This window comes from Scatolibacter rhodanostii (genome assembly GCF_900197595.1).
Classification (GTDB): Bacteria; Bacillota; Clostridia; order Oscillospirales; family Acutalibacteraceae; genus Scatolibacter; species Scatolibacter rhodanostii.
Window position 1 is genome coordinate 74,668 of the sequence record NZ_FZLO01000005.1, and the last position, 21,494, is coordinate 96,161.

Below are 21,494 nucleotides of genomic sequence, written 5' to 3' on the forward strand. Positions count from 1 at the left end.
AACAGTTCAAATTGATTATACGGTTCACCGAGTTTTTAAGTAATCAATCAGGGTTGAGCCCGGAAAGGTAGGGAAGAACATGGATTGTATTTTTTGCAAAATCGCCAACGGAGAAATTCCAAGTACCAAAGTGTATGAAGATGATTTGGTGCTGGCCTTTAAAGACTTAGAACCGCAGGCTCCTGTACATGTGTTGTTTATACCCAAAGAGCACATTGCGTCAGCAGCCGATATTACGCCAGAAAACAGCCATTTGGTTGCTCACATTTATGAAGCTGCTGCCAAAGTAGCAAAGGATTTGGAGCTAGAAAACGGCTTTAGAATTGTCACCAATGTGGGAGAAGATGGGCAGCAGAGTGTCAAACACCTGCATTTTCATATGCTCGGTGGTCGCGGTATGCACTGGCCGCCCGGATAATGAAGTGAAATCAAGAAGCATATTCGCTTTAGCGTGTATGCTTCTGAAATGATGAAAGGCAAGAAATTTTGCTAACAATTTGCTTGCAGATTGTTGTGGCTTTTTAGCAAGGCGTGAATGTAGCTCAACCACGCTATCAAACTTAGGCACGATTTGGGAGGAAAATATGGAATATTATGAAATGAAGATAGCCGGATGTGATAGAAAACTGCCGATTTGTCCAATTAATGAAAAACTGGATATCGCCGGATTTGTCATGTTCAGTGACGTAGAAATCACAGAGAAAACGGCAGAAGCTTTGATGGAAAAATGCCCCGAGCACGACATCATTGTCACCGCAGAATCCAAGGGGATTCCGCTGGCTTATGAAATGGCAAGAATAGGCTGCCGCAATTATGTGGTTGCCAGAAAAGGCGTGAAAGCCTATATGACAGACCCGATTTCTGTGGAAGTGAAGTCGATTACCACAAGCAGTGTGCAAAAGCTGTATCTGTCATCCAGTGACTGTGAAAACTTGAAAAATAAGAGAATTTTGATTGTAGATGATGTTATCAGCACAGGTGAATCTTTGCTGGCAATCGAAGAACTCTTGCACCGCATTGGCGGAAAAGTAGTGGGTAAAGCCTGCGTTTTGGCAGAAGGCGACGCCAAAGAGCGTGATGATATTATTTTCTTAGAGCCGCTGCCTCTTTTCTTTAAAGAATGACAAGACCGTTTGCCGTCATAGGATTTGCCGCATTAGCGGCATTGATGGCTTGTGTTTTCATCGGAGATACTGTGGCTTTGGCACTATCAGCCGTGGGCATGGTTTGTTTTCTTGCCCTTTCTCTTTGGAAAAAGCGTGCGTTTTTTAAGCAATATGCAATTTTTTCAGTGGTACTGGTAACGGTATCACTGTCTCTTTTTTTGTATGGCTTTTCGGCTAGAATGAATTATGAACCTTATCAAACTTTAGAAGATACAGAAGCCACCATTACCGGAGAAATCATCGGATTCCCCGAAAATCAGTATGGGCGTTTTTATTATAAAGTAAAAATAGAGACTGTAACCATAGACGGTAAATTGGCTGAAATGAAACCATTCACCATTCGTTTATCGGCCTCAAAAGCAATTGACTGTGAACCGTATGATAAGATTCAAACAGCGGTTAAATTTTTCACCCACAAAGAAAAGTTTGGATTTTCTTCGCAAAGCTCCTATTGGGCAAAAGGAATTCCCGTTTCGGCTTATATGAGCGATTATACTGCCAAAGTCACAGCAAACCCTGATAAACCGTTTACTTACTATTTTCAGAAGCTGGGCAAAACACTCAGCAAACAGCTACGATTCATGCTGCCCGATGAAGAAGCCGCAGTGACCAGCGCTATGCTGATTGGTGACCGTTCAGGCATTAGCAGCGACATCGATTTTGCTTTTCGCAAGACAGGTACAACCCACCTTTTGGTCGTGTCGGGTATGCACATGACGCTAATATCAGCGTTTATGCTGGGAATCCTCTCTTTTTTGAGAATACCTCGAAAAGCTGCCAATCTTATTACCATATTAGGTATCGTCGGTTTTGTATTGTTGACAGGACTGCAAACCTCGGTGATTCGAAGCGGTATTATGAGCATTGTCTATCTAACGGCTCAGCTGATTGATAGGGAGTCTGACAGCGTGAATTCGCTGGGATTTGCCACATTGCTAATTTGCCTGACTAATCCCATGGCAGGCGGTGATATTGGGTTCTTGCTTTCTGTATTTGCAACGCTTGGCATTCTAAAACTAACAAAACCGATAAATAATGGAATGATGAAACCTTTCATCAAGAGTAAGCGAATCAAAAAGCTTGTGGCAGTAGTAGTTTCTCCGCTTGCCGTTGGTCTTGCAGCAACAATTTTTGTCTTGCCCATCCAAATCTTTTTGTTTGGAGGGCTTTCACTCGTTGGACCTATGGCGACATTATTACTCTCCATACCCTCGACCGTTATGATTTATTTTGCTGTTTTTGCCCTTTTGCTTTGGCCGATTTACCTACCATTATCTATGCCATTCACATTATTAACGGGGGTCTGTGCAAAACTTTCGGTGTGGATTGTGAATGTTATGGCAGAATTTGACGGTTATATCGGCATTATGGAAGGGTATGGCGTGCTTGCCTTGTGCGGTATTTTGCTTTTGCTTGCTTTTCTATGTCTTTTCAAGCCGACCAAAACGACTAAAAAAACAGCTTTTGCTATGAGCCTCTTAATTATACTTACTTCAGTAGGCGTGCAAAGATGGCAGTATCGAGATAGTGTAACCGTTGCCGTATCCAGTTCGGGAACTTCTCCCACTGTGGTTGTCATGCAAGGGGAAAAAGCGGCTGTGTTGGCGATAGAAGGGTACAATACCAATGCAGTTAGAGAAATTTTGATGAAAAATAATATCAGAGAGATTAGTGGGTTGTTATTGGCTTCTGACAGCAGAGAAACGTTAACAGCTGCCGAAGAAATTCTCAAACACTATTCTGTCAGACAAATTGCCGTGCAGAACGATGTTTATATTCCCCGAAACTTGAAAGAAAACTGGGAGAGAGTGCCTAAGCTGCTGTACAGCGATTCTGTCCAAGTCGATTGGCTTGAGGACATAGCGTGGGAGATTACCCAAAGCGGCATATGGCTTTCTTATGGAAATACGGAAATGATATTGGAAGTAGGAGAAATGCCGGATAGCCAAGCAGAGATAGTAATCACAGAAAAAATAGACTCAAAAGTGAATTCCCCGTTTACTGTTTTGCTTTCAGATGATATACTAGTAACAGAAAATGCCAAGCAAGGAGTATATCTATCCTCTGCGGCACAAAAAACAATTTATCTTGATCTTTTCCCCCATCAAAAAATGCAGATAAGGAGGGCAGATTGATGCCTTTAATACAAGAAACAGAATTGAAAAAACAAATCTCACAGGCCAATTTTGCGCCTCTATATGTACTTTATGGGCAAGAAAAATATGTGCTGAATCAGGCAGCGAAACAATTGATTCAAAAAGCCGCCGGTCAAGATTTTTTGGAGTTCAATCTGAATGAGTTTAACTCGCAGGCAAGCATTGATAAAATTGCCGATGCTGCCGAAGCACTTCCGCTTATGGCAGAACGAAAATGCGTAGTTGTGGCAGATTGGAATCCTGACGAGAAAAACACGACAGAAGTTAAAAAACTGCATGAGCTTCTTGAGAATCTTTCTGACAGCACGGTGTTGATTTTTTATTTTCCAACAGTGGATGTGGGAGCGAAAAATCCTGCTAAGTGGAAAAATTTTCTCAAGAAAGCTACGGAAAAAGGAACTGTGATTGAGTTTAAACCGAGAGATTCAGCAGAGTTAATAAAACGAGTAATGCGCGAAGCTGAAAAGCGAAATTGCAGCTTCACAAAGCAAAATGCTGAATGCTTGGTGGAATATACAGGCTCAGACCTGAAAGCCTTGATGAATGAAGTAGACAAGCTCTGTGCATTTGCAAATGAGAACGAAATCACAAGAACCATGATTGAACAGTTGGTCACCAAAAGCACGGAAACAACCGTGTTTTTGCTCGCCGATGCACTAGTGGGCGGCAACTATGAAAAAGCATATAAGCTCATGCACCAACTAGTTGATGGTGGTGAACAGCCTGTGGCAGTGTTGGCGGCACTCTCGTCGGCCTATGTTGACATGATGCGAGTTAAGGCGGCTGTGCAGAGTGGGCTCAATTTCTCCGCTCCGGCAGAGTACGGAGAATATCGCGGCAGAGAATTTCGTCTGCGAAAAGCAGAGAGAAACGCCAAGGCACTGCCGATTGAAGTGCTGAGAGAGAGCCTTTTGATTTTGCTTGATACCGATATTGCGCTAAAAAGTTCTAAAATGGAGGCTCCTATTTTAATGGATGCGCTGATTGCCAAGCTCTTACTTTGCACAAAAGGGGAGAAAGCCTCGTGATTCAAGTAAAAGAAGCCATCATTGTAGAAGGAAAATACGACAAAATCAAGCTTTCTTCTTTGATTGACGGCGTGATTATTCCTACCAATGGGTTTGGCATTTTTAAAGATAAAGAGAAAATGAAGCTGATTCGGCGATTGGCCGATACCAACGGCATTATTGTGTTGACAGACAGTGATTCGGCGGGATTCATGATTCGTGCAAAGCTTTCATCTGCCATCGACCCAGAGAAGATTAAACACGCTTATATTCCTGATATTTTAGGGAAAGAAAAGCGGAAAAAGACGGCCTCTAAAGAGGGTAAGCTTGGTGTTGAGGGAGTGGAAAGCAAGATTATTTTAGAAGCTTTGCGTGGGGCTGGTGCACAGGGAATCGCCGAAGAAAAGAGGCTTGCTGAAAAAATCACTAGGCAAGATTTTTATGAAGCTGGGCTAACCGGTGGTGATAATAGCCGCCAAAAAAGGCAAGAATTGCTGAAGCGGTTGGATCTTCCCGAAAATATGCCTGCTAATTCGCTTTTTAAAGTGCTTACAGCACTGTTCGATAGACAGGAGTTTTTTGCATTAGCACAAAATATTAAGAATCGTGAGCAGGGGGATGCAGAATGAAACTGACAAAAAAAGGTCTTGAATCGGTTCGTTTCACGACAAGAGGCAAATGGTACTTAGGCTCGCAGGTCGATGAATTTATTGATAAAGTGATTCACGCTTCTGAAGAGCTTCAAAAAGAGAAAAGTGACCTTGAAAACCGACTAAAAGAAAAAGAAGAAGCACTGAATAAGCAAGAAGAAGTTAAAAAAGAAGAGAAAGAGGCAAAAGAAGTTTCGGTGGCTTATCAAGTCATGATTTGTGACGAACTCATTAAAGAAAGAAATTTGCTCATTGAGGAAATAAAAAGCTTACAAAAAGAGAAGAATGAGTTACAAGAAAACAAATCAGACGAGGAGTAACTATGGCAGATGTAAATGAATTTTTGGATTTATATAAGCAAATGGAAGATGAACTTGAAGAACGATATCGCGGTGTTAGACGGCGCTATTCTAGCGTTGTGATGGAGTTTTCAAAGGAGCAGGACAGTGAACCTGTGCGTGCCAAGCTTGATATTTGCCGTGAAATTCGAAATTTGCTGACCCATAATCCTAATATTGGTGGCATGCCGGTTGCAGAACCATCAGAGCCTGTCATTGAGTCAATGAGGGAGATTCTTGCCTATATTCGCAAACCTCCTTTAGCACTCGACTATGCTGTACAGGGCAAAAATATCATGAAAGCTTCTCTCTCGCAAAAAGTGCTACGCTTAATGGAGATTATGGATAAGAATGGGTACTCTCATGTGCCCGTTATGGAAAACGGTCTGTTTCAAGGGGTATTTAGTGCCGGAAGCATTTTCCAATATATTCTAAATGGCGGCAAATCCATTACGGTGGATACGACAATGGAACAGTTTCGCGCTCATTTGCCGGTTGAAGTGCATAAAGAAAATTATGCTTTTGCCGGAGCGGACACGACATATTTAGAAGTGCGCAATATGTTTCAGCGTCCAAAAGCCAAAAACAAGCGAGTTTCAGTCGTTTTTATTACAAAAACCGGCAAACAGGAAGAACCTCTTCTCGGTATGATTGTGCCAAGTGACGTATTGAATGAAAAAGATAATGGGGCTGTTTCCGGGTAGGAAGACAGCTCTTTTTGATGTAAGGCAGATTCGGCAAAATTTGCTAGAATGTTGCTTTTTGCTGTTCAATCGTGTACAATATAAAAAATATAAGATAATGTGTTTGGTTGTTAAGGCGAAGAGAAATCGCCTTTTTGATTTGAAAGGATGTTTTTATGGATAAAACAACGAAAAAAACCGCTTTTTTATCAGTTGTTTCTTTTTTGTTGCTGGCAATTATAGGACTCTCCATTTTCTTTGCTACTCGTGAACCCTCTAAAAATACAGAAGATACGCCCGTTCAGCTTTTGGAAAAAACAGCAGAAGCCGGCAGTATTTTTGTAAAAGACAGTTATAATGGCGAAATGCAGATTCCCCAATATGACATTCCCTTGAGTCAATACGCCGCCGACAAGTTTAAGGTGGACGAGCAGGGTGTGATGAGTTATGAGAATTCTGCACTCGGCATTTCTATTAAAAATAAAAATGAAGATTCGATTGACTGGTCACAGGTAAAGGGCAGTGGGGTTCAGTTTGTTCTGCTGCGAGTTGGTTTTCGTGACTACAAAGACGGCGGCATTTATATTGATACTAAATTTCAAGAGAATATAAAAGGCGCCTTAGATGCAGGGCTTGATGTTGGTGTCTATTTCTTTTCTCAAGCGATGACAGAAGTAGAAGCAGTTGAAGAAGCAGAAACTGTTCTCAATCTAATTAAAGATTATCAGGTGAAATATCCTGTCATGATTAAATGGGATTATGCGGCTAAGACCAAAGAAGAAGCACGCACCACCAATGCTACTTCAGAACAGATTACTAACGTGGTTCACGCTTTTTGCCAAAAGGTCAAGCAAGAGGGATATACGGCTGGATTTTATGGAGATAAGACGTTTGGATATGAAAAATTTGATTTAACTAAGCTGGCCGAATATGATATGTGGTATACCGAATATCAAGAAACTCCTGCTTTTTACTATGACTTTAAGCTTTGGGAATATTCTGCAGAAGGAAAAGTTCCTGGTATTGCAGACACAGTTGAAATGTGTATCGCACTGAAGAAATATAATTAGGAGGTGCGTGCATGTTGAGAAAGAAATTAGAAAACGGGATTAAGCGGTTAAATCTTTCTTGGCTTGGTTGGCGAGCAGCACTATTGCTGATTGTTATTGGGCTGATTGTACTCATCATTCAGTTAGTTAAAGTACCGGTTACGCTTTCTGATGAAACAGCCGAAGATTTTGCCGGTGATGGACAAACATTAAAAATCTACATAGAAGATATTTATAATGGACGCACATTAATTCCTGAATATGATGTTGATTTAAACACTTATGATTTAAACCAGTTTTCTGAAAATAAGCAGGGTTATAAAACCTATCCGAATGCCAAAATTGGTATTGACGTTTCTAGTCATCAGCAAGAGATTGACTGGAAAAAAGTGAAAGACAGCGGCATTGAGTTTGCCATTATCAGACTTGGCTATCGAGGTATGACAGAAGGCGGCCTATTTTTAGATGAATTCTTTCATCAAAACATGGAGGAGGCCTTGGCAAACGATATCCCTGTAGGTGTCTATTTTTTCTCACAAGCCACTTCAGCAAAAGAAGCAGAAGAAGAAGCAGAATTTGTGCTGAAAGAGATAACAGAATATCAGGTGAGTTATCCCGTTGTATTTGATTGGGAAACTGTCATATCGCAAGAAGAAACGCCAAGAACCCATAATTTAGATATGGAACATCTGGCTTCTTTTGCAGAGGCGTTCTGCAAAAAAGTAGAAGAGGGCGGAAAAACCGCGGCTTTTTATACCAACAAACATTTAGGGTATAGCGGTTTTGATTTGGAGCATCTTAAAGACTATGACATGTGGTATGCTGAATATCAGCCTAAGCCGAGTTTTTACTACAACTTTCAAATTTGGCAGTATACTGAAAGTGGTCAAGTGCCAGGTATATCAACAGGGGTCGACATCAATCTGGCTTTTAAAAGCTATGAATAGTTTGAAGTTTCATGCAAAAAGACAGCTCATCTGCAAATTTTGCAGATGAGCTGTCTGTCAATTTTTATTATAGAAGAGGTTTATATTATGCTGCTTACCTGTCATTTTTACGCAAGAAGTCTTTCAAGTGAACAGGAGATACAAGTTATTTTGCCCGATAAATTAAGGAAGAATACAGGAGAAAAGGCACCTGTTCTCTATCTCTTGCACGGTATGCTAGGGGATTCTACGGATTGGACGCGTTACACATCATTAGAACGCTATGCCAAACAATATAATGTGGCTATTGTTATGCCATCTGCCGGGAATAGTTTTTATCACAATCAATCGGGTGGACAGTTTTATTATGACTATATTGCCAATGAGCTGCCCGAGTTCGTAACTTCAATTTTGCCTATTTCCACGAATCGAGAAGAAAATTTTATAGCGGGTCTTTCAATGGGCGGTTTTGGAGCTTTTTATATTGGCTTGCAAAACTATAATCAATTTAGCCATGTTGCCAGCTTTTCAGGACCTTTGGATTTATATGAGGGTATGCAGGAAAAAAGATATCAGGCACACAATGGGGGAGATAGTGGGATTTTTGAAGTGTTAGAGCCGCTCAATAAAAACAGCGATTTATTTTCTTTGATTGATTCTATACAATTTGAAAAATTGCCAAACCTATTCATTAGCTGTGGTAAACAAGATTTTGTCTATGAAGATTTTGATAAAATGAAAAGTTTTCTTAATAGCCATAAAATAAAGTTTTTTGCACAAGATGGCGACGGAAAACATGAGTGGGAATATTGGGACAAGCAAATTTCTGATTTATTGGCATGGCTGCCTGTCGAAAAAAGAGAAGAAAATTAAAAAATGCCATCTGCAATATTTTAAAGTGAAAAACCCGAATTACAGTTTGTTTTAGCTGTAATTCGGGTTTTATAATTGGGCTAATAGTTATACAACTATACTTGCAATTTCATGTCGCCTAACTTCACAATTCCCTTTTTACGCAGAAAGTAATCCAGTAAAAAGGCAATGAGTGCAGGAATGAGAAAATGTAAGACAATCACTTGCAGTAATAAGATATTTTGAGGCACATCAGGCATGGCAGCAAAAGTGCCGAATTGACCGACCAGTCCACTGCTACCCATACCAGCTCCGCTAGCGATGTTTTCAAGTTTGAAAACAGACGCTGAAAGTGCACCGCATATAGCACTGCTAACAGTAGGGGCAATCCAGACAGCGGGGTGTTTAATCACGTTCACAAATTGGATTTTAGAGGTGCCAAAGCCTTGTGACAGTAGACCGCCGATTCCGTTGTCGCGGAAGCTTGCAACGGCAAACCCCACCATTTGAGCGGCACAACCAGCTGCAGCAGCCCCTGCTGCCAGGCCGGATAAATCCAGCATAATGCATAGGCCGGCCGAGCTAATGGGACCAGTGAGTACCATGCCAACTAAAGAACCGATGATGATTCCCATCGGTAGTGGGGCAAAGGTTGTGGCAGTATTAATAATGCTGCCAAGTGCAACCATCAAGCTTTGTATGCCAGGGCCTACCAGCTGACCTGCGATTGACCCTGAAACCAAAGTAATAATGGGCGTAATAATAATATCTACCGGTGTTTTGCCGGCAACCAAAGAGCCAATCTCTGTGCCGACAAGGGCAGCGATATAAGCGCCCACAGGGCCGCCCAAAGAATAGCCGAAAGCACCGCATGAGGCAGCTCCAATGATGACCAGCAGTTTAGCGTCTAGCTTATAAGCAATCGCAGCGCCAACGGCTGCTCCTACGACGGGAGAAGAGGCAGCAACAATAGCAGCATAAGGTGCCAAAAAGCCTAAGAAGCTGACCTTGCTGATTTGTGATAGGATAAGGCCAATGACTAAAGAAGCAAGCAGACCAAACCCCATAGCATTCATGGCTTCAATGAGCCAACGTTTGCCAAAGTAACGAGCAAGTTCTTTAAAAGATTTTTTAGATGTTTGTGTGTTCAATGGATGTTCTTCCTTTCTGAACGGTATGTACCTCTATTGGGTGATTTTTAACCGTGTTTTTGGAAATCAGAAGAAAGTTTGTCTTTTGGGGAGATTTTTCACCTTTTTTCCACCACGTTTTTCGAGTGGAAGGTGCACACACCAAAATAGGGAAAGCAATCCTCTGATGAACATCTATATTTAACTATGTTGCCCAAAAAATTCGACGCCGATTCTTTTGTTGTTTGGTTTGCCGTTTCTTGAGCCGTATTAATTTGCAGCTGTTAATTAGTTTTTACGCAATTTTGATTGATTTGAGAGCTATTATACCATTGCATTGCCAAACTCGCAAGCTATTACAGAAAAGCAAATCAATATAAAGACAACAAAAAACTTCCTCTCTGCAGTAAAGACGGCATAGAAGAAGTTTTTTATTTATTAAGAAAGCATATAGAAAGATCTGTTTTAACACAGTGTAGAAACAGATCAATCAAATATTAAACAATATCAAAATTTTACGGCCGATCAGACTAGTCAGCAAAATTCTTATACAACACCTTGTGCAAGCATGGCGTCAGCAACTTTGACAAACCCGGCAATATTAGCACCGACAACATAGTTGCGTGCAAAACCGTATTTTTCTGCCGCTTCATCAGCATTGCGGAAGATGTTTTCCATAATGTCTTTCAGTTTGGCGTCAACTTCATCAAAAGTCCAAGACAAGCGCTGGCTGTTTTGTGACATTTCGAGAGCAGAAGTAGCAACGCCACCTGCATTGGCAGCTTTACCGGGTGCAAACAAAACATTATTTTCAATGAGATAATTGGTGGCGTCTAACGTGGTGGGCATATTGGCACCCTCTGCGACAGCTAGAACACCGTTAGCAACAAGTGCTTTAGCGTCATCAAGATTCAATTCGTTCTGGGTAGCGCAGGGGAGAGCAATATCACATTTAACGCTCCAAACGCCCTTGCCCTCGTGATATTCAGCATGAGGACGGCGAACGGCATATTCAGAAAGGCGTTTGCGCTCTACTTCTTTGATTTGCTTTAAGGTAGCAACATCAATGCCCTCTGCGTCATAAATCCAACCTGTTGAATCAGAAACGGTAACTACTTTTGCACCCAGTTCTTGTGCTTTTTGAGTGGCATAAATAGCAACATTGCCAGCGCCAGAAACGGCCACTGTCTTGCCTGCCAGTTCAATGCCATTTTTCTTGAGCATGGCATGGGTGAAATATAATAAACCATAACCAGTAGCTTCTGTTCTGGCCAGTGAACCACCGTAAGTAAGACCTTTTCCGGTTAAAACACCTTCATATTGATTGCGAATGCGTTTGTATTGACCAAACATATAGCCAATTTCACGAGCGCCTGTGCCGATATCTCCGGCGGGCACGTCTGTGTCAGCGCCGATATGACGATAAAGCTCTGTCATAAAGCTCTGGCAAAAAGCCATCACTTCTCGGTCAGATTTGCCTTTGGGGTCAAAATCAGAACCGCCTTTACCGCCGCCGATGGGCAAACCGGTTAAAGAGTTTTTGAAAATCTGCTCAAATCCCAAAAATTTGATAATGCCAAGGTTTACGGACGGATGAAGACGAAGGCCGCCTTTATACGGACCGATGGCAGAACTAAACTGCACACGGAAACCACGGTTGACCTGTACTTTTCCATTATCGTCTACCCACGGTACTCGGAACATAATTTGTCTGTCAGGCTCGACAAGACGTTCTAGAATGCCGTTTTCTTCATACTGAGAGTTGTCATCAATAACAGGTGCCAAAGAGCCCAAAACTTCTGTGGCGGCCTGAATGAATTCTGGTTCAGCTGAATTCTTTTCCTTTAGATTTTGTAAAATGCGTTCGCTATACTTCAAATTCTATCACTCCAAACTGCAAGTTTTTTATTTTTAACTTGCAAAAACTAAAGGAATTATAACATTTTAGAATTTGAAAAGCAATGAAAGTAGGAGAAAAAAATACTGGAAATTCATTTCATTAACTTTTCAATAAAAAAGTAGACAAATTCTGCACTCTTTTTCTTGAAAGCATTAGCCAAGAAACGTAAATCTGCTGAATAAAGCATAAAAAGATTGACATAATCGCACATATCTAATAAAATTATAAGAGATTCTGCTTATCCGCAGACAGAGGCAGAATTTTTTTGTTTGTGTTAATTCAGGTGTAGGCTGAGTTTTGCGAGCCACAGGCTGAATTTTTTGAACGCTGTTTTGTTGCTGCCAAAACAGTGCCACCATTTTCAGAGCGGTGTTATGTCTGGTTGGCATAAGACCCAAGAAAGGACATGAATTTAACATGGAAAAAAAGGAAATGCTTTATGAAGGCAAGGCCAAAAGAGTTTATGCCACAAGTGACCCTGAATGCTGTATCGTTTCTTATAAAGATGATGCAACTGCCTTTAACGGACTGAAAAAAGGAACGATCATAGGCAAGGGTGTCGTGAATAACCGCATGTCTAACTTTATGTTTCAAAAATTAGAAAAAAATGGCGTGAAAACGCATTTTGTTGAAGAGCTGAATGACCGTGAAACGGTTGTGAAAAAAGTGCAGATTGTACCGCTCGAAGTAATCGTTCGCAACGTGGCTGCCGGAAGCCTCTCTAAAAGACTGGGTTTACCTGAAGGCACCAAAATGAAATGTCCGGTTTTAGAATTCTGCTATAAAGATGATGAGCTGGGCGACCCCATGCTCAACAACTACCATATTTTTGCGATGGAACTTGCCACAAAAGAAGAGGTAGACCAAATCGCTGAGATGAGTCTGAAAATTAACGAGCAAATGCTTGATTATTTTGACACCGTCAATGTAGACTTGATTGACTTTAAATTGGAGTTCGGCAGACTGCCAAACGGCGAAATCATTTTGGCCGACGAAATTTCACCCGATACTTGCCGCTTCTGGGATAAAACAACAAAAGAGAAGCTGGATAAAGATAGATTCCGCCGTGATATGGGCGGTGTGGAAGAAGCCTACGAAGAAATGATGAAAAGATTGGGCCTGCAATAAAAATAAAAAGGGACAAGCGGCCTAGGCAGATTGTCCCTTTTATCGTTAGTACCAAAATACAGAGAAAAGATGGAGTTTGAAACATGTCGAGAGATGTATATGAGTCGCCACTTTCACAACGTTATGCCGGAAAAAAGATGAAGTATTTGTTCTCGTCTGAAATGAAATTTAAGACTTGGCGAAGACTTTGGATTGCTTTGGCTGAAGCTGAAAAAGAACTGGGAATGCCGATTACGGCAGAGCAGATTGAAGAGCTGAAAGCGCATGCAGAAGATATCAATTATGAAGTGGCCGAAGCTCGCGAAAAAGAAGTGCGCCACGACGTTATGAGCCATGTGTATGCTTATGGTCAGCAATGCCCGAAAGCAGCGCCGATTATTCATTTGGGGGCAACCTCTTGCTATGTCGGTGACAACACTGATATAATCGTCATGACAGAAGCACTGAAAGTGATTCGGGATAAAATTGTACAAACTGTGCGGGTTCTAGCTCGCTTTGCTGACGAATATAAATCTTTGCCGACACTTGCGTTCACACACTTTCAACCGGCACAGCCGACAACAGTAGGCAAGCGTGCAACGCTCTGGATTCAAGATTTGCTCATGGATTTGGAAGATGTAGAGTATCAGCTTTCTAAAGCCAAACTTTTAGGTTCTAAAGGAACAACCGGCACACAGGCAAGCTTTTTAGAATTATTTGAAGGCGACCACGGCAAAGTCAAACAAGTTGATAAAAAAATTGCTGAGAAAATGGGATATAGCGATTGCTTTGCGGTTTCGGGACAGACCTATTCCCGTAAGCTAGACAGTCAAATGCTCTCTGTTTTGAGCGGAATTGCCCAGAGTGCGGCGAAATTCTCCAATGATATTCGCCTTTTACAGCACCTAAAAGAAATTGAAGAGCCATTTGAAAAATCTCAAATTGGTTCATCTGCAATGGCCTATAAACGCAATCCAATGCGCAGTGAAAGAATTGCTTCTCTTTCTCGTTATGTGATTGCCGATGCGGTGAATCCTGCCATGACCATGGCGGCACAGTGGTTTGAAAGAACGCTGGACGATTCTGCCAATAAGAGAATCAGTATTCCCGAAGCGTTCTTAGCGGTGGATGGTATTTTGGGTCTTTATATGAATGTTGCCGACGGCTTGGTGGTATATCCCAAGGTGATTGAACAAAGACTGAAGAGTGAACTGCCGTTTATGGCAACCGAAAACATCATGATGGACGCCGTGAAAGCGGGCGGAAACCGTCAGGAGCTCCACGAGAAAATTCGTGTTCATTCTATGGAAGCCGGCCGCATTGTCAAGCAAGAGGGCGGCGCCAATGATTTGATGGATAGAATCGCAGGCGACCCTGCTTTTGGTGTGACAAAAGAACAGCTTTCTGACATTTTGCAGCCGGAAAGATATGTAGGCCGCTCACCGGAACAGACCGTTGATTTCCTAAAAGAAGTGGTAAGACCAACTTTGGCAAAATATGACTCATTAGAAACGGAAACCGTACAAATTAATGTATAAGGTGAATTTTAGACAATAAAACCCAACTACTAAGAATTTCATAGTAGAAATAAAGGGTAAAAATATGGCATAAAATTTAGAAGGGACTAAAAAAATCATGATTAAAGCGATTGTAGGTGCTTGTTGGGGCGACGAGGGAAAAGGTAAAATTACCGATATGTTGGCTGATTCGTCAGATATCGTAATTCGTTTTCAGGGAGGAAGCAACGCAGGGCACACCATTATCAATAATTATGGCAAATTTGCGCTTCACCAGCTGCCCTCGGGCGTGTTCCACGAGAATATTATCAACATCATTGGCAACGGCGTAGCATTGAGTGTAGAAAATCTGGTTAGCGAGATTGCTTCTATCATCGAGCGCGGTGTACCAAAGCCAAAGATTTTGGTTTCTGACCGCTGTCAAATTGTTATGCCCTATCACAAAGAGCTGGATAGCTTAGAAGAAGCACGTCTTTCTGACAGAGCGTTTGGTTCAACCAAGTCAGGCATTGCCCCGTTCTATTCAGACAAATATGCAAAAATTGGTTTTCAGGTCAGCGAACTATTTGACGACAAAGATTCACTGATGGAAAAAATTGAACACGTCCTTTGTGTGAAAAATGTGCTGTATACCAATCTTTATCACGCTGAACCACTGAAAGCAGAAGACGTTTATAACAAGTTGATGGAATATAAAGAACTGCTGGCTCCTTATGTAGCCGACACTTTTGAACTGCTCTATCAGGCTGTTCAAGACGGCAAAACCATTTTGCTCGAAGGTCAGCTTGGTTCACTGAAAGACCCAGACCACGGTATTTATCCGATGGTAACATCGTCCTCTACTTTGGCAGGATACGGCACAATCGGTGCGGGTGTACCTCCTTATGAAATCAAAGAAATCGTCACGGTTGTCAAAGCTTATTCCAGTGCTGTCGGTGCCGGTGAATTTGTCAGTGAAATTTTCGGTGATGAAGCAGAAGAACTGCGTAAAAGAGGCGGAGACGGCGGCGAATATGGTGCTACAACAGGCAGACCGAGAAGAATGGGATGGCTCGATTTGGTTGCTTCACGTTATGGCTGCCGTTTGCAAGGTGCCACTTGTGTCGCTTTCACCGTGTTAGATGCTTTGAGCTATTTAGATGAAATTCCTGTATGCGTTGCGTATGAATTGGATGGCAAGCAGATTGATTATTTCCCCTCCACAGCACAGCTGAAGCGCTGCAAGCCAATTTTAAAAGTGCTGCCCGGTTGGAAGACGGATATCAGAGGCATTCGCAATTATGATGAACTGCCTGAAAACGCTAAAAAGTACATTGAATTTGCGGAAGAACAAGTGGGTGTACCATTTAGATTGATTTCTAATGGACCGGCAAGAGAAGACATCATTCATCACGAATCTTAATCTAACGATAAGAAGGAATTTATATGTGTGGAATTGTAGGTTATATCGGTGATCGTGAAGTGTCACCTATTCTGTTAAATGGGCTCGAAAAATTAGAATACCGTGGTTATGATTCAGCAGGTGTGGCCGTGTATAATAACACAGGTATGCATGTTGTGAAATCGAAAGGCAGATTGAGCGTACTGAGTGAATTGCTGCATGGCGGAACAGATTTACCCGGCACAGTAGGCATTGGGCATACACGTTGGGCTACCCATGGTGCACCGTCAGACATCAACTCACATCCGCAAGTCAGCGACGGCGGAAAGTTTGCTGTGGTTCATAATGGTATTATCGAGAACTATCTTTACCTGAAAAATCATCTGATTAAAAGAGGAATCCACTTCGTGTCAGATACTGATACAGAAGTAGTGGCACAGATGCTCGAGTATTACCATCAGGGCGATGTGCTGGATACAATCTTGAAGGTAGCCAGTAAGGTAGAAGGCAGCTACGCCTTGGGTATTATCTGCGAAGAACACCCTGATACGATTTATGCCGTGCGCAAAGATAGTCCGCTGATTATCGGAAAAGGCGAGAGCGAAAACTTTATTGCCTCTGATATCCCGGCTATTTTAATGCACACGAGAGATATCTACCGTATGAATGACGGTGAGGTTGCTGTTCTATCAAAAAATGAGGTAGAGTTCTATAACCACGATAAAGAAAAGATAGAAAAAGTCACCGAGCGCATTGAATGGGATGTGGATGCAGCTGAAAAAGGCGGCTATGAGCATTTCATGATGAAAGAAATGTTTGAACAGCCTGAGGCCATTCGCAAAACCATCTCTCCTCGTATTCATGACGGCAAAATTGTGTTGGATGACATTGCGCTAACCGTGGAAAAAATCAAAGACATTGATAAAATATTTATCGTAGCTTGCGGCACAGCTTATCACGTTGGTGTCGTTGGCAAATATGCCTTTGAAAAAATTCTGCGTCTGCCTGTTGAAGTCGATGTGGCGTCTGAATTCCGCTATCGTGACCCCATTATCACCGATAAAAGTCTTGTGATTATCATCAGCCAATCGGGCGAAACGGCTGATACACTAGCTGCACTTAGAGAAGCTAAAAAGCATGGGGCTTATGTTCTTTCCATCGTGAATGTTGTGGGAAGTACGATTGCCAATGAATCTGACGATGTTTTGTATACATGGGCAGGACCTGAAATCGCTGTGGCTTCCACAAAAGCATACAGCACACAGCTTGCCATGATGTACATGATTGTTCTTTATATGGCAGAGCAAATGCAAGCGGTCTCAACAGAAGAATTGAACCAGTATATTGCTGATTTAGAAAGCTTGCCTGACAAAGTAGCACAATGCTTAGAAGACAAAGAAACGATTCAGTATTTTGCGTCAAAACATTTTAATGCGCAGGATATGTATTTTATCGGACGTAACGTAGACTATGCGGCTTCACTGGAAGCTTCTTTGAAGCTCAAAGAGATTTCTTATATTCACTCGGAGGCCTATACCGGCGGCGAACTCAAGCATGGCCCTATTTCTCTGATTGAAGACAATACGTTGGTCATTGCCATCTGTACATATCAGCGATTGTTTGATAAAATGATGTCTAACGTAAAAGAAGTCAAAGCCAGAGGGGCTGTTGTGCTGGGTATTCTGACAGAAGATAAAGTAGGTGTGCAGACAGAAGCAGATCATGCTTTCTTTGTACCGAAGATTGCTGATTTCATGCTGCCTTCACTGTCCATTATTCCTTTGCAGTTGTTTGCCTATTATGTAGCCTCGCAAAAGGGCTGTGATATTGATAAACCAAGAAATCTGGCGAAATCAGTTACGGTCGAATAATCAATAGCAATTGTTTTGGGTATAAATACCCTGGTATAAACACCCTAAAAAGTTCCAAGATTATATTGTTGGAGCGTTGGAACGTCACTATTTTGAAGCGGTTTTATGTCCTTCCCGGACATAGAATCAGGAAAGGACATGGATGTAAAAATGAAAGAACAAGCCAATCACGAAAGAGTTATAGTGATGGATTTTGGAGGACAATATGCACAGCTCATCGCTCGCCGTGTGCGTGAGCAAGAGGTTTTCTGTGAAATTAAATCCTATAAAACCAGCGCAGAAGAATTGAAAGACTGTAAGGGTATTATTTTTACGGGAGGCCCGAACAGCGTTTATGAAGAAGATGCTTTGCGCTGTGATCCGAAAATCTTTGAAATTGGTGTACCCATTTTAGGGATTTGCTATGGTGCTCAGTTAATGGCCTATACTTTGGGCGGAGAAGTGAGTAAACCAGCTGTCAGAGAATATGGCAATACAGAAGTGAAATTTAATAAAGACTCAAAATTGTTTAAAAGTGTAGAAGACAGCATTTGCTGGATGAGCCATACGGATTATATTTCGGCTGTTCCAACAGATTTTGTGGTTTCTGCTACAACAGATCATTGTCCGTCTGCAGCGATGGAGAATGAAGAGAAGAAGCTATATGGTGTGCAGTTCCATCCTGAAGTAGAGCATACTGTTTACGGAAAGACAATGCTTCACAATTTCCTTTTTGATATTTGCGAGTGTTCAGGAGATTGGAAGATGTCCTCTTTTGTGGAGCAAACCATTGCAGAAATCAAGGAACAAGTAGGGGATAAGCGTGTTCTTTGCGCATTCTCAGGCGGTGTAGATTCCTCCGTTGCCGCACTTTTGGTGCATAGAGCTATCGGTAAAAACCTAACGTGTATTTTCGTTGATCATGGACTTCTTCGCAAAGATGAAGGTGACATGGTAGAAAACGTGTTCAAAAAAGAATTCGACATGAATATTATTCGCGTCAATGTCGGCGAGCGCTTTGTGGGTAAACTGGCAGGAGTAGAAGAACCAGAGAAGAAGAGAAAAATCATCGGTGAAGAGTTTATCCGCGTATTTGAAGAAGAATCCAATAAGCTCGGCAAAATGGATTTCCTTTGTCAGGGTACCATTTATCCAGACATCGTAGAAAGTGGTGTCGGTGAGGCTGCTGTCATTAAAAGTCACCACAACGTAGGCGGACTTCCTAAGGATATCGGCTTTGAAGGCTTGATAGAGCCGTTGCGCAATCTTTTTAAAGATGAGGTTCGTCAAGCTGGAACAGAGCTTGGTATTCCGGATGAGCTCGTTTGGCGTCAGCCTTTCCCAGGTCCTGGTTTGGCTGTGCGTGTCATGGGAGAGATTACTTGGGATAAACTAGAACTTCTGCGTGACGCAGACGCTATTTTCCGTGAGGAAATCATGAATTCTGGTTTTGAGAGAACCGTAAACCAATATTTTGCTGTTTTAACTTCTAACCGCAGTGTCGGTGTTATGGGTGATGAACGCACCTATGGTGTCACAGTGGCATTACGCGCTGTCACCACTACAGACTTCATGACAGCAGATTGGGCAAAACTTCCGTATGAACTGCTTGGAAGAGCCTCAGCAAGAATCATCAACGAAGTGCCCGGTGTAAACCGTATTGTCTATGACATTACGAGTAAACCACCAGCCACAATTGAGTGGGAATAAATAACATTAAGAACAAATCTCGTGCCTATTTGCACGGGATTTGTTTGCGTTTCATACTCTCTTTTTCTCACTACCTAGCTATATTTAGCCAATATAGACGGTATCATACTTGACAAATCAAAGTAAGATGACTAGAATAAAAGGCATTTAAATAGTTATGTATAGTTTAGAGAGAAAGCGTGAACGGAACATATAAATATAATTTAGCTTTGTTATAAAAGCAAAGAAATTGACCGAGTTTTGATAATTCTTAGGAAAACTGAAGTATAAAAACAGAGGAGGAACAATATGAAAAAACCAATTCCAGTTACCGTATTGACAGGATACCTTGGTTCAGGAAAAACAACGTTGGTAAACCGTTTACTGGCGGATCCGCAGGGAATGCGTATTGCTGTTATTGTCAATGATATTGGAGAAATTAACATTGATGCCAAACTAATTGCAGGCAAGGGGCATGCTTCTGTCGCCGATAGTAGTCTAGTTTCGCTTACAAATGGTTGCATTTGCTGTTCGCTGCAAACCGATTTAATCACGCAAATTGTAAAGCTTGTTAAGACAGATCGCTTTGATTATATTTTGATAGAAGCCAGTGGCGTTTGTGAGCCAGTGCCTATTGCACAATCAATTGCTATGATAGGTGGAAAATTAAAAGATAAGGGTGTGCCCACTCTTTGCACATTGGATTCAGTAGTAGCGGTGGTAGATGCTTATCGACTGATAACCGAATTTTCAGGGGGAGAAGCTCTTTTAGATGTAGAGGAAGAAGATATTGGTAGATTGTTGGTTGAGCAGATTGAATTCTGTAATTTGGTGTTGCTTAATAAGACAGATTTGCTCACGGGGGCAGAAGTTGAAAAGGTAGAAGCCATTGTTAAAGCACTTCAGCCTTCAGCACAAATTTTGAGAACGAGTTTTGTGGATGTTCCGTCGCAAAATATTTTAAATACTAAACTTTTTGACTTTGAAAAGACTTTTCTTTCCGCAGGCTGGGCACAGACTGTTGAAGAAGATGAGCATGAAAAGCACAGTCATCACCATCATGCTGACCATCATCACGAGACAGACCACGAAGAAGAGCATGAGGAACATTCGCATCTTGAGGAGTACGGCATCAGTACCTTTGTATATGACCGCCGTCGTCCTTTTGATGACAGCAAGCTAGAAGTTTGGGTAAACCACTTTCCTAGTGGTGTGATTCGTTGCAAAGGGTTGGTTTGGATTTCAGGCGAAGACGATACCAGCTTTTTGTTAGAGCAAGCCGGTAAATCAGTTAGTGTGCAGCCGTTTGCACCTTGGCTGGCAGCTGCCTCTTCAGAAGAAAGAGAAGCCGCTTGGCAGCGAGACCCAGTTGCCAAAGAGAACTGGGACGAAAAGATAGGAGATCGCATGTCAAAGCTCGTTTTTATCGGGGCTGATATGAATCAACAAGCAATCATTGAATCGTTGGATAATTGCTTGGATGAAGAACTTTCTTTTTAAAAGAGATTGCTATTTCTTTATAAAACTAAAGTTTAAACGTATAAGCAATCAAATGAATAGGATTTTAGTGAATTACTAGTCGTATATTTGTATCGAAATAGATGGAAGTAAAGAGATTAAGACATAAAAAAACAAGAGGAAAACTTTACGCGGTTTTTCTCTTGTTTTTGCGAATATGCTTGCCAAGACGACCGATAATATGACTTTAAATAAAAAACTTTTAGCAAAAAAATACCGCCCTCATAAAAGGGCGGCAGCGCTATCTGATGATTATAAGTTGCAATTTTTGCTGAAAAGCTGGAGCAGCAGTTGGAAGAGTTCTTGACAGTTCATAACGGCAACCTCCTTATAAGTAGTGGTCCTTTTGGACAACTCAATCATAACAAAATTGATACTTTATTTCAAATGCAATATTTGGTGGTTTTACCAATTTCAATTGAGTAAAATTACGTATAAAAACGTTAAAATGACGAAAAATTGATAATGATGCTATCCAATTTCATTTTGTGAAAAAATTACACATTAAATATATTTATAGTGATAGAGAAAAATATATCTATAAAAATTTCAAAATAGAAATATAATTCGTTATA

At 41.5% G+C, this 21,494-nt stretch carries 18 protein-coding genes; 16 read left to right on the forward strand and 2 right to left on the reverse strand.

What is annotated here, in order from left to right; genetic code table 11:
* Positions 1-79: 79 nt before the first annotated feature.
* The 10 genes from CS931_RS10300 (at position 80) to CS931_RS10345 (ending at position 8,848) form a co-directional block, all read left to right on the forward strand.
* On the forward strand, positions 80-418 hold the full coding sequence (locus CS931_RS10300; RefSeq protein ID WP_099205706.1) for a histidine triad nucleotide-binding protein: 339 nt from the start codon (positions 80-82) through the stop codon (positions 416-418).
* A gap of 166 nt (positions 419-584) precedes the next feature.
* Entirely contained in the window at positions 585-1,124 is a 540-nt protein-coding gene (locus CS931_RS10305) for a phosphoribosyltransferase family protein (protein WP_099205707.1), read from the forward strand.
* Positions 1,121-3,301: a ComEC/Rec2 family competence protein gene (locus tag CS931_RS10310; protein ID WP_099205708.1), complete on the forward strand. Its 2,181-nt coding sequence runs from the start codon at positions 1,121-1,123 to the stop codon at positions 3,299-3,301. Before CS931_RS10305 ends, CS931_RS10310 begins: the two co-directional genes overlap by 4 nt.
* A complete protein-coding gene (holA, locus tag CS931_RS10315) occupies positions 3,301-4,350 on the forward strand; it encodes a DNA polymerase III subunit delta (RefSeq protein WP_099205709.1) in 1,050 nt (349 codons plus the stop codon). The genes CS931_RS10310 and holA overlap by 1 nt, the downstream gene beginning before the upstream one ends.
* On the forward strand, positions 4,347-4,958 hold the full coding sequence (locus CS931_RS10320) for a ribonuclease M5 (RefSeq protein WP_099205710.1): 612 nt from the start codon (positions 4,347-4,349) through the stop codon (positions 4,956-4,958). The genes holA and CS931_RS10320 overlap by 4 nt, the downstream gene beginning before the upstream one ends.
* The gene (locus CS931_RS10325) at positions 4,955-5,299 is read left to right on the forward strand and encodes a DivIVA domain-containing protein (protein ID WP_099205711.1); all 345 of its coding nucleotides are present in this window, start codon (positions 4,955-4,957) and stop codon (positions 5,297-5,299) included. The genes CS931_RS10320 and CS931_RS10325 overlap by 4 nt, the downstream gene beginning before the upstream one ends.
* A 2-nt stretch (positions 5,300-5,301) precedes the next feature.
* Positions 5,302-6,021, forward strand: a complete 720-nt coding sequence (locus tag CS931_RS10330) for a CBS domain-containing protein (protein WP_099205712.1) — start codon at positions 5,302-5,304, stop codon at positions 6,019-6,021.
* A 155-nt stretch (positions 6,022-6,176) separates the two neighbouring features.
* The gene (locus tag CS931_RS10335; RefSeq protein ID WP_099205713.1) at positions 6,177-7,070 is read left to right on the forward strand and encodes a GH25 family lysozyme; all 894 of its coding nucleotides are present in this window, start codon (positions 6,177-6,179) and stop codon (positions 7,068-7,070) included.
* A gap of 11 nt (positions 7,071-7,081) precedes the next feature.
* The gene (locus CS931_RS10340; protein WP_099205714.1) at positions 7,082-7,996 is read left to right on the forward strand and encodes a glycoside hydrolase family 25 protein; all 915 of its coding nucleotides are present in this window, start codon (positions 7,082-7,084) and stop codon (positions 7,994-7,996) included.
* A gap of 87 nt (positions 7,997-8,083) precedes the next feature.
* The gene (locus tag CS931_RS10345; protein WP_159459810.1) at positions 8,084-8,848 is read left to right on the forward strand and encodes an alpha/beta hydrolase; all 765 of its coding nucleotides are present in this window, start codon (positions 8,084-8,086) and stop codon (positions 8,846-8,848) included.
* Between the two features lie 95 nt (positions 8,849-8,943).
* Here the strand turns inward: CS931_RS10345 and CS931_RS10350 are convergent, their stop codons facing one another.
* Both CS931_RS10350 and gdhA read right to left on the reverse strand, forming a co-directional pair.
* Complete coding sequence (locus tag CS931_RS10350) at positions 8,944-9,978, reverse strand: PTS sugar transporter subunit IIC (RefSeq protein ID WP_242964973.1); 1,035 nt, start codon at positions 9,976-9,978, stop codon at positions 8,944-8,946.
* A 525-nt stretch (positions 9,979-10,503) separates the two neighbouring features.
* Positions 10,504-11,835, reverse strand: a complete 1,332-nt coding sequence (gene gdhA / locus CS931_RS10355) for an NADP-specific glutamate dehydrogenase (protein ID WP_099205716.1) — start codon at positions 11,833-11,835, stop codon at positions 10,504-10,506.
* Positions 11,836-12,274: 439 nt separating this feature from the next.
* On the opposite strand from gdhA, the gene purC reads away from it, so the two are divergent.
* The 6 genes from purC to CS931_RS10385 all read left to right on the forward strand — a co-directional run bounded on the left by purC (position 12,275) and on the right by CS931_RS10385 (position 20,901).
* Positions 12,275-12,985 carry a phosphoribosylaminoimidazolesuccinocarboxamide synthase gene (gene purC / locus CS931_RS10360; protein ID WP_099205717.1) on the forward strand — a complete coding sequence of 237 codons (711 nt, stop codon included), beginning with the start codon at positions 12,275-12,277 and terminating at the stop codon, positions 12,983-12,985.
* A gap of 83 nt (positions 12,986-13,068) precedes the next feature.
* A complete protein-coding gene (gene purB, locus CS931_RS10365; protein WP_099205718.1) occupies positions 13,069-14,502 on the forward strand; it encodes an adenylosuccinate lyase in 1,434 nt (477 codons plus the stop codon).
* Between the two features lie 97 nt (positions 14,503-14,599).
* Complete coding sequence (locus CS931_RS10370; protein WP_099205719.1) at positions 14,600-15,883, forward strand: adenylosuccinate synthase; 1,284 nt, start codon at positions 14,600-14,602, stop codon at positions 15,881-15,883.
* 23 nt (positions 15,884-15,906) lie between these two features.
* Positions 15,907-17,733 carry a glutamine--fructose-6-phosphate transaminase (isomerizing) gene (glmS, locus tag CS931_RS10375; protein WP_099205720.1) on the forward strand — a complete coding sequence of 609 codons (1,827 nt, stop codon included), beginning with the start codon at positions 15,907-15,909 and terminating at the stop codon, positions 17,731-17,733.
* Positions 17,734-17,883: 150 nt separating this feature from the next.
* Positions 17,884-19,422 (forward strand): glutamine-hydrolyzing GMP synthase, encoded by a 1,539-nt coding sequence (gene guaA, locus CS931_RS10380; RefSeq protein ID WP_099205849.1) that lies wholly within the window; start codon positions 17,884-17,886, stop codon positions 19,420-19,422.
* Positions 19,423-19,710: 288 nt separating this feature from the next.
* The gene (locus CS931_RS10385) at positions 19,711-20,901 is read left to right on the forward strand and encodes a CobW family GTP-binding protein (protein WP_099205721.1); all 1,191 of its coding nucleotides are present in this window, start codon (positions 19,711-19,713) and stop codon (positions 20,899-20,901) included.
* The last annotated feature ends 593 nt before the right edge of the window (positions 20,902-21,494 follow it).

Coding starts and splice junctions, on each gene's coding strand:
- purB (WP_099205718.1), top strand. CDS start 13,069: ATGTCGAGAGATGTATATGAGTCGCCACTTTCACAACGTTATGCCGGA.
- holA (WP_099205709.1), top strand. CDS start 3,301: ATGCCTTTAATACAAGAAACAGAATTGAAAAAACAAATCTCACAGGCC.
- CS931_RS10385 (WP_099205721.1), top strand. CDS start 19,711: ATGAAAAAACCAATTCCAGTTACCGTATTGACAGGATACCTTGGTTCA.
- CS931_RS10305 (WP_099205707.1), top strand. CDS start 585: ATGGAATATTATGAAATGAAGATAGCCGGATGTGATAGAAAACTGCCG.
- CS931_RS10370 (WP_099205719.1), top strand. CDS start 14,600: ATGATTAAAGCGATTGTAGGTGCTTGTTGGGGCGACGAGGGAAAAGGT.
- CS931_RS10325 (WP_099205711.1), top strand. CDS start 4,955: ATGAAACTGACAAAAAAAGGTCTTGAATCGGTTCGTTTCACGACAAGA.
- CS931_RS10340 (WP_099205714.1), top strand. CDS start 7,082: ATGTTGAGAAAGAAATTAGAAAACGGGATTAAGCGGTTAAATCTTTCT.
- guaA (WP_099205849.1), top strand. CDS start 17,884: ATGAAAGAACAAGCCAATCACGAAAGAGTTATAGTGATGGATTTTGGA.
- purC (WP_099205717.1), top strand. CDS start 12,275: ATGGAAAAAAAGGAAATGCTTTATGAAGGCAAGGCCAAAAGAGTTTAT.
- CS931_RS10335 (WP_099205713.1), top strand. CDS start 6,177: ATGGATAAAACAACGAAAAAAACCGCTTTTTTATCAGTTGTTTCTTTT.
- CS931_RS10310 (WP_099205708.1), top strand. CDS start 1,121: ATGACAAGACCGTTTGCCGTCATAGGATTTGCCGCATTAGCGGCATTG.
- CS931_RS10330 (WP_099205712.1), top strand. CDS start 5,302: ATGGCAGATGTAAATGAATTTTTGGATTTATATAAGCAAATGGAAGAT.
- CS931_RS10345 (WP_159459810.1), top strand. CDS start 8,084: ATGCTGCTTACCTGTCATTTTTACGCAAGAAGTCTTTCAAGTGAACAG.
- CS931_RS10300 (WP_099205706.1), top strand. CDS start 80: ATGGATTGTATTTTTTGCAAAATCGCCAACGGAGAAATTCCAAGTACC.
- glmS (WP_099205720.1), top strand. CDS start 15,907: ATGTGTGGAATTGTAGGTTATATCGGTGATCGTGAAGTGTCACCTATT.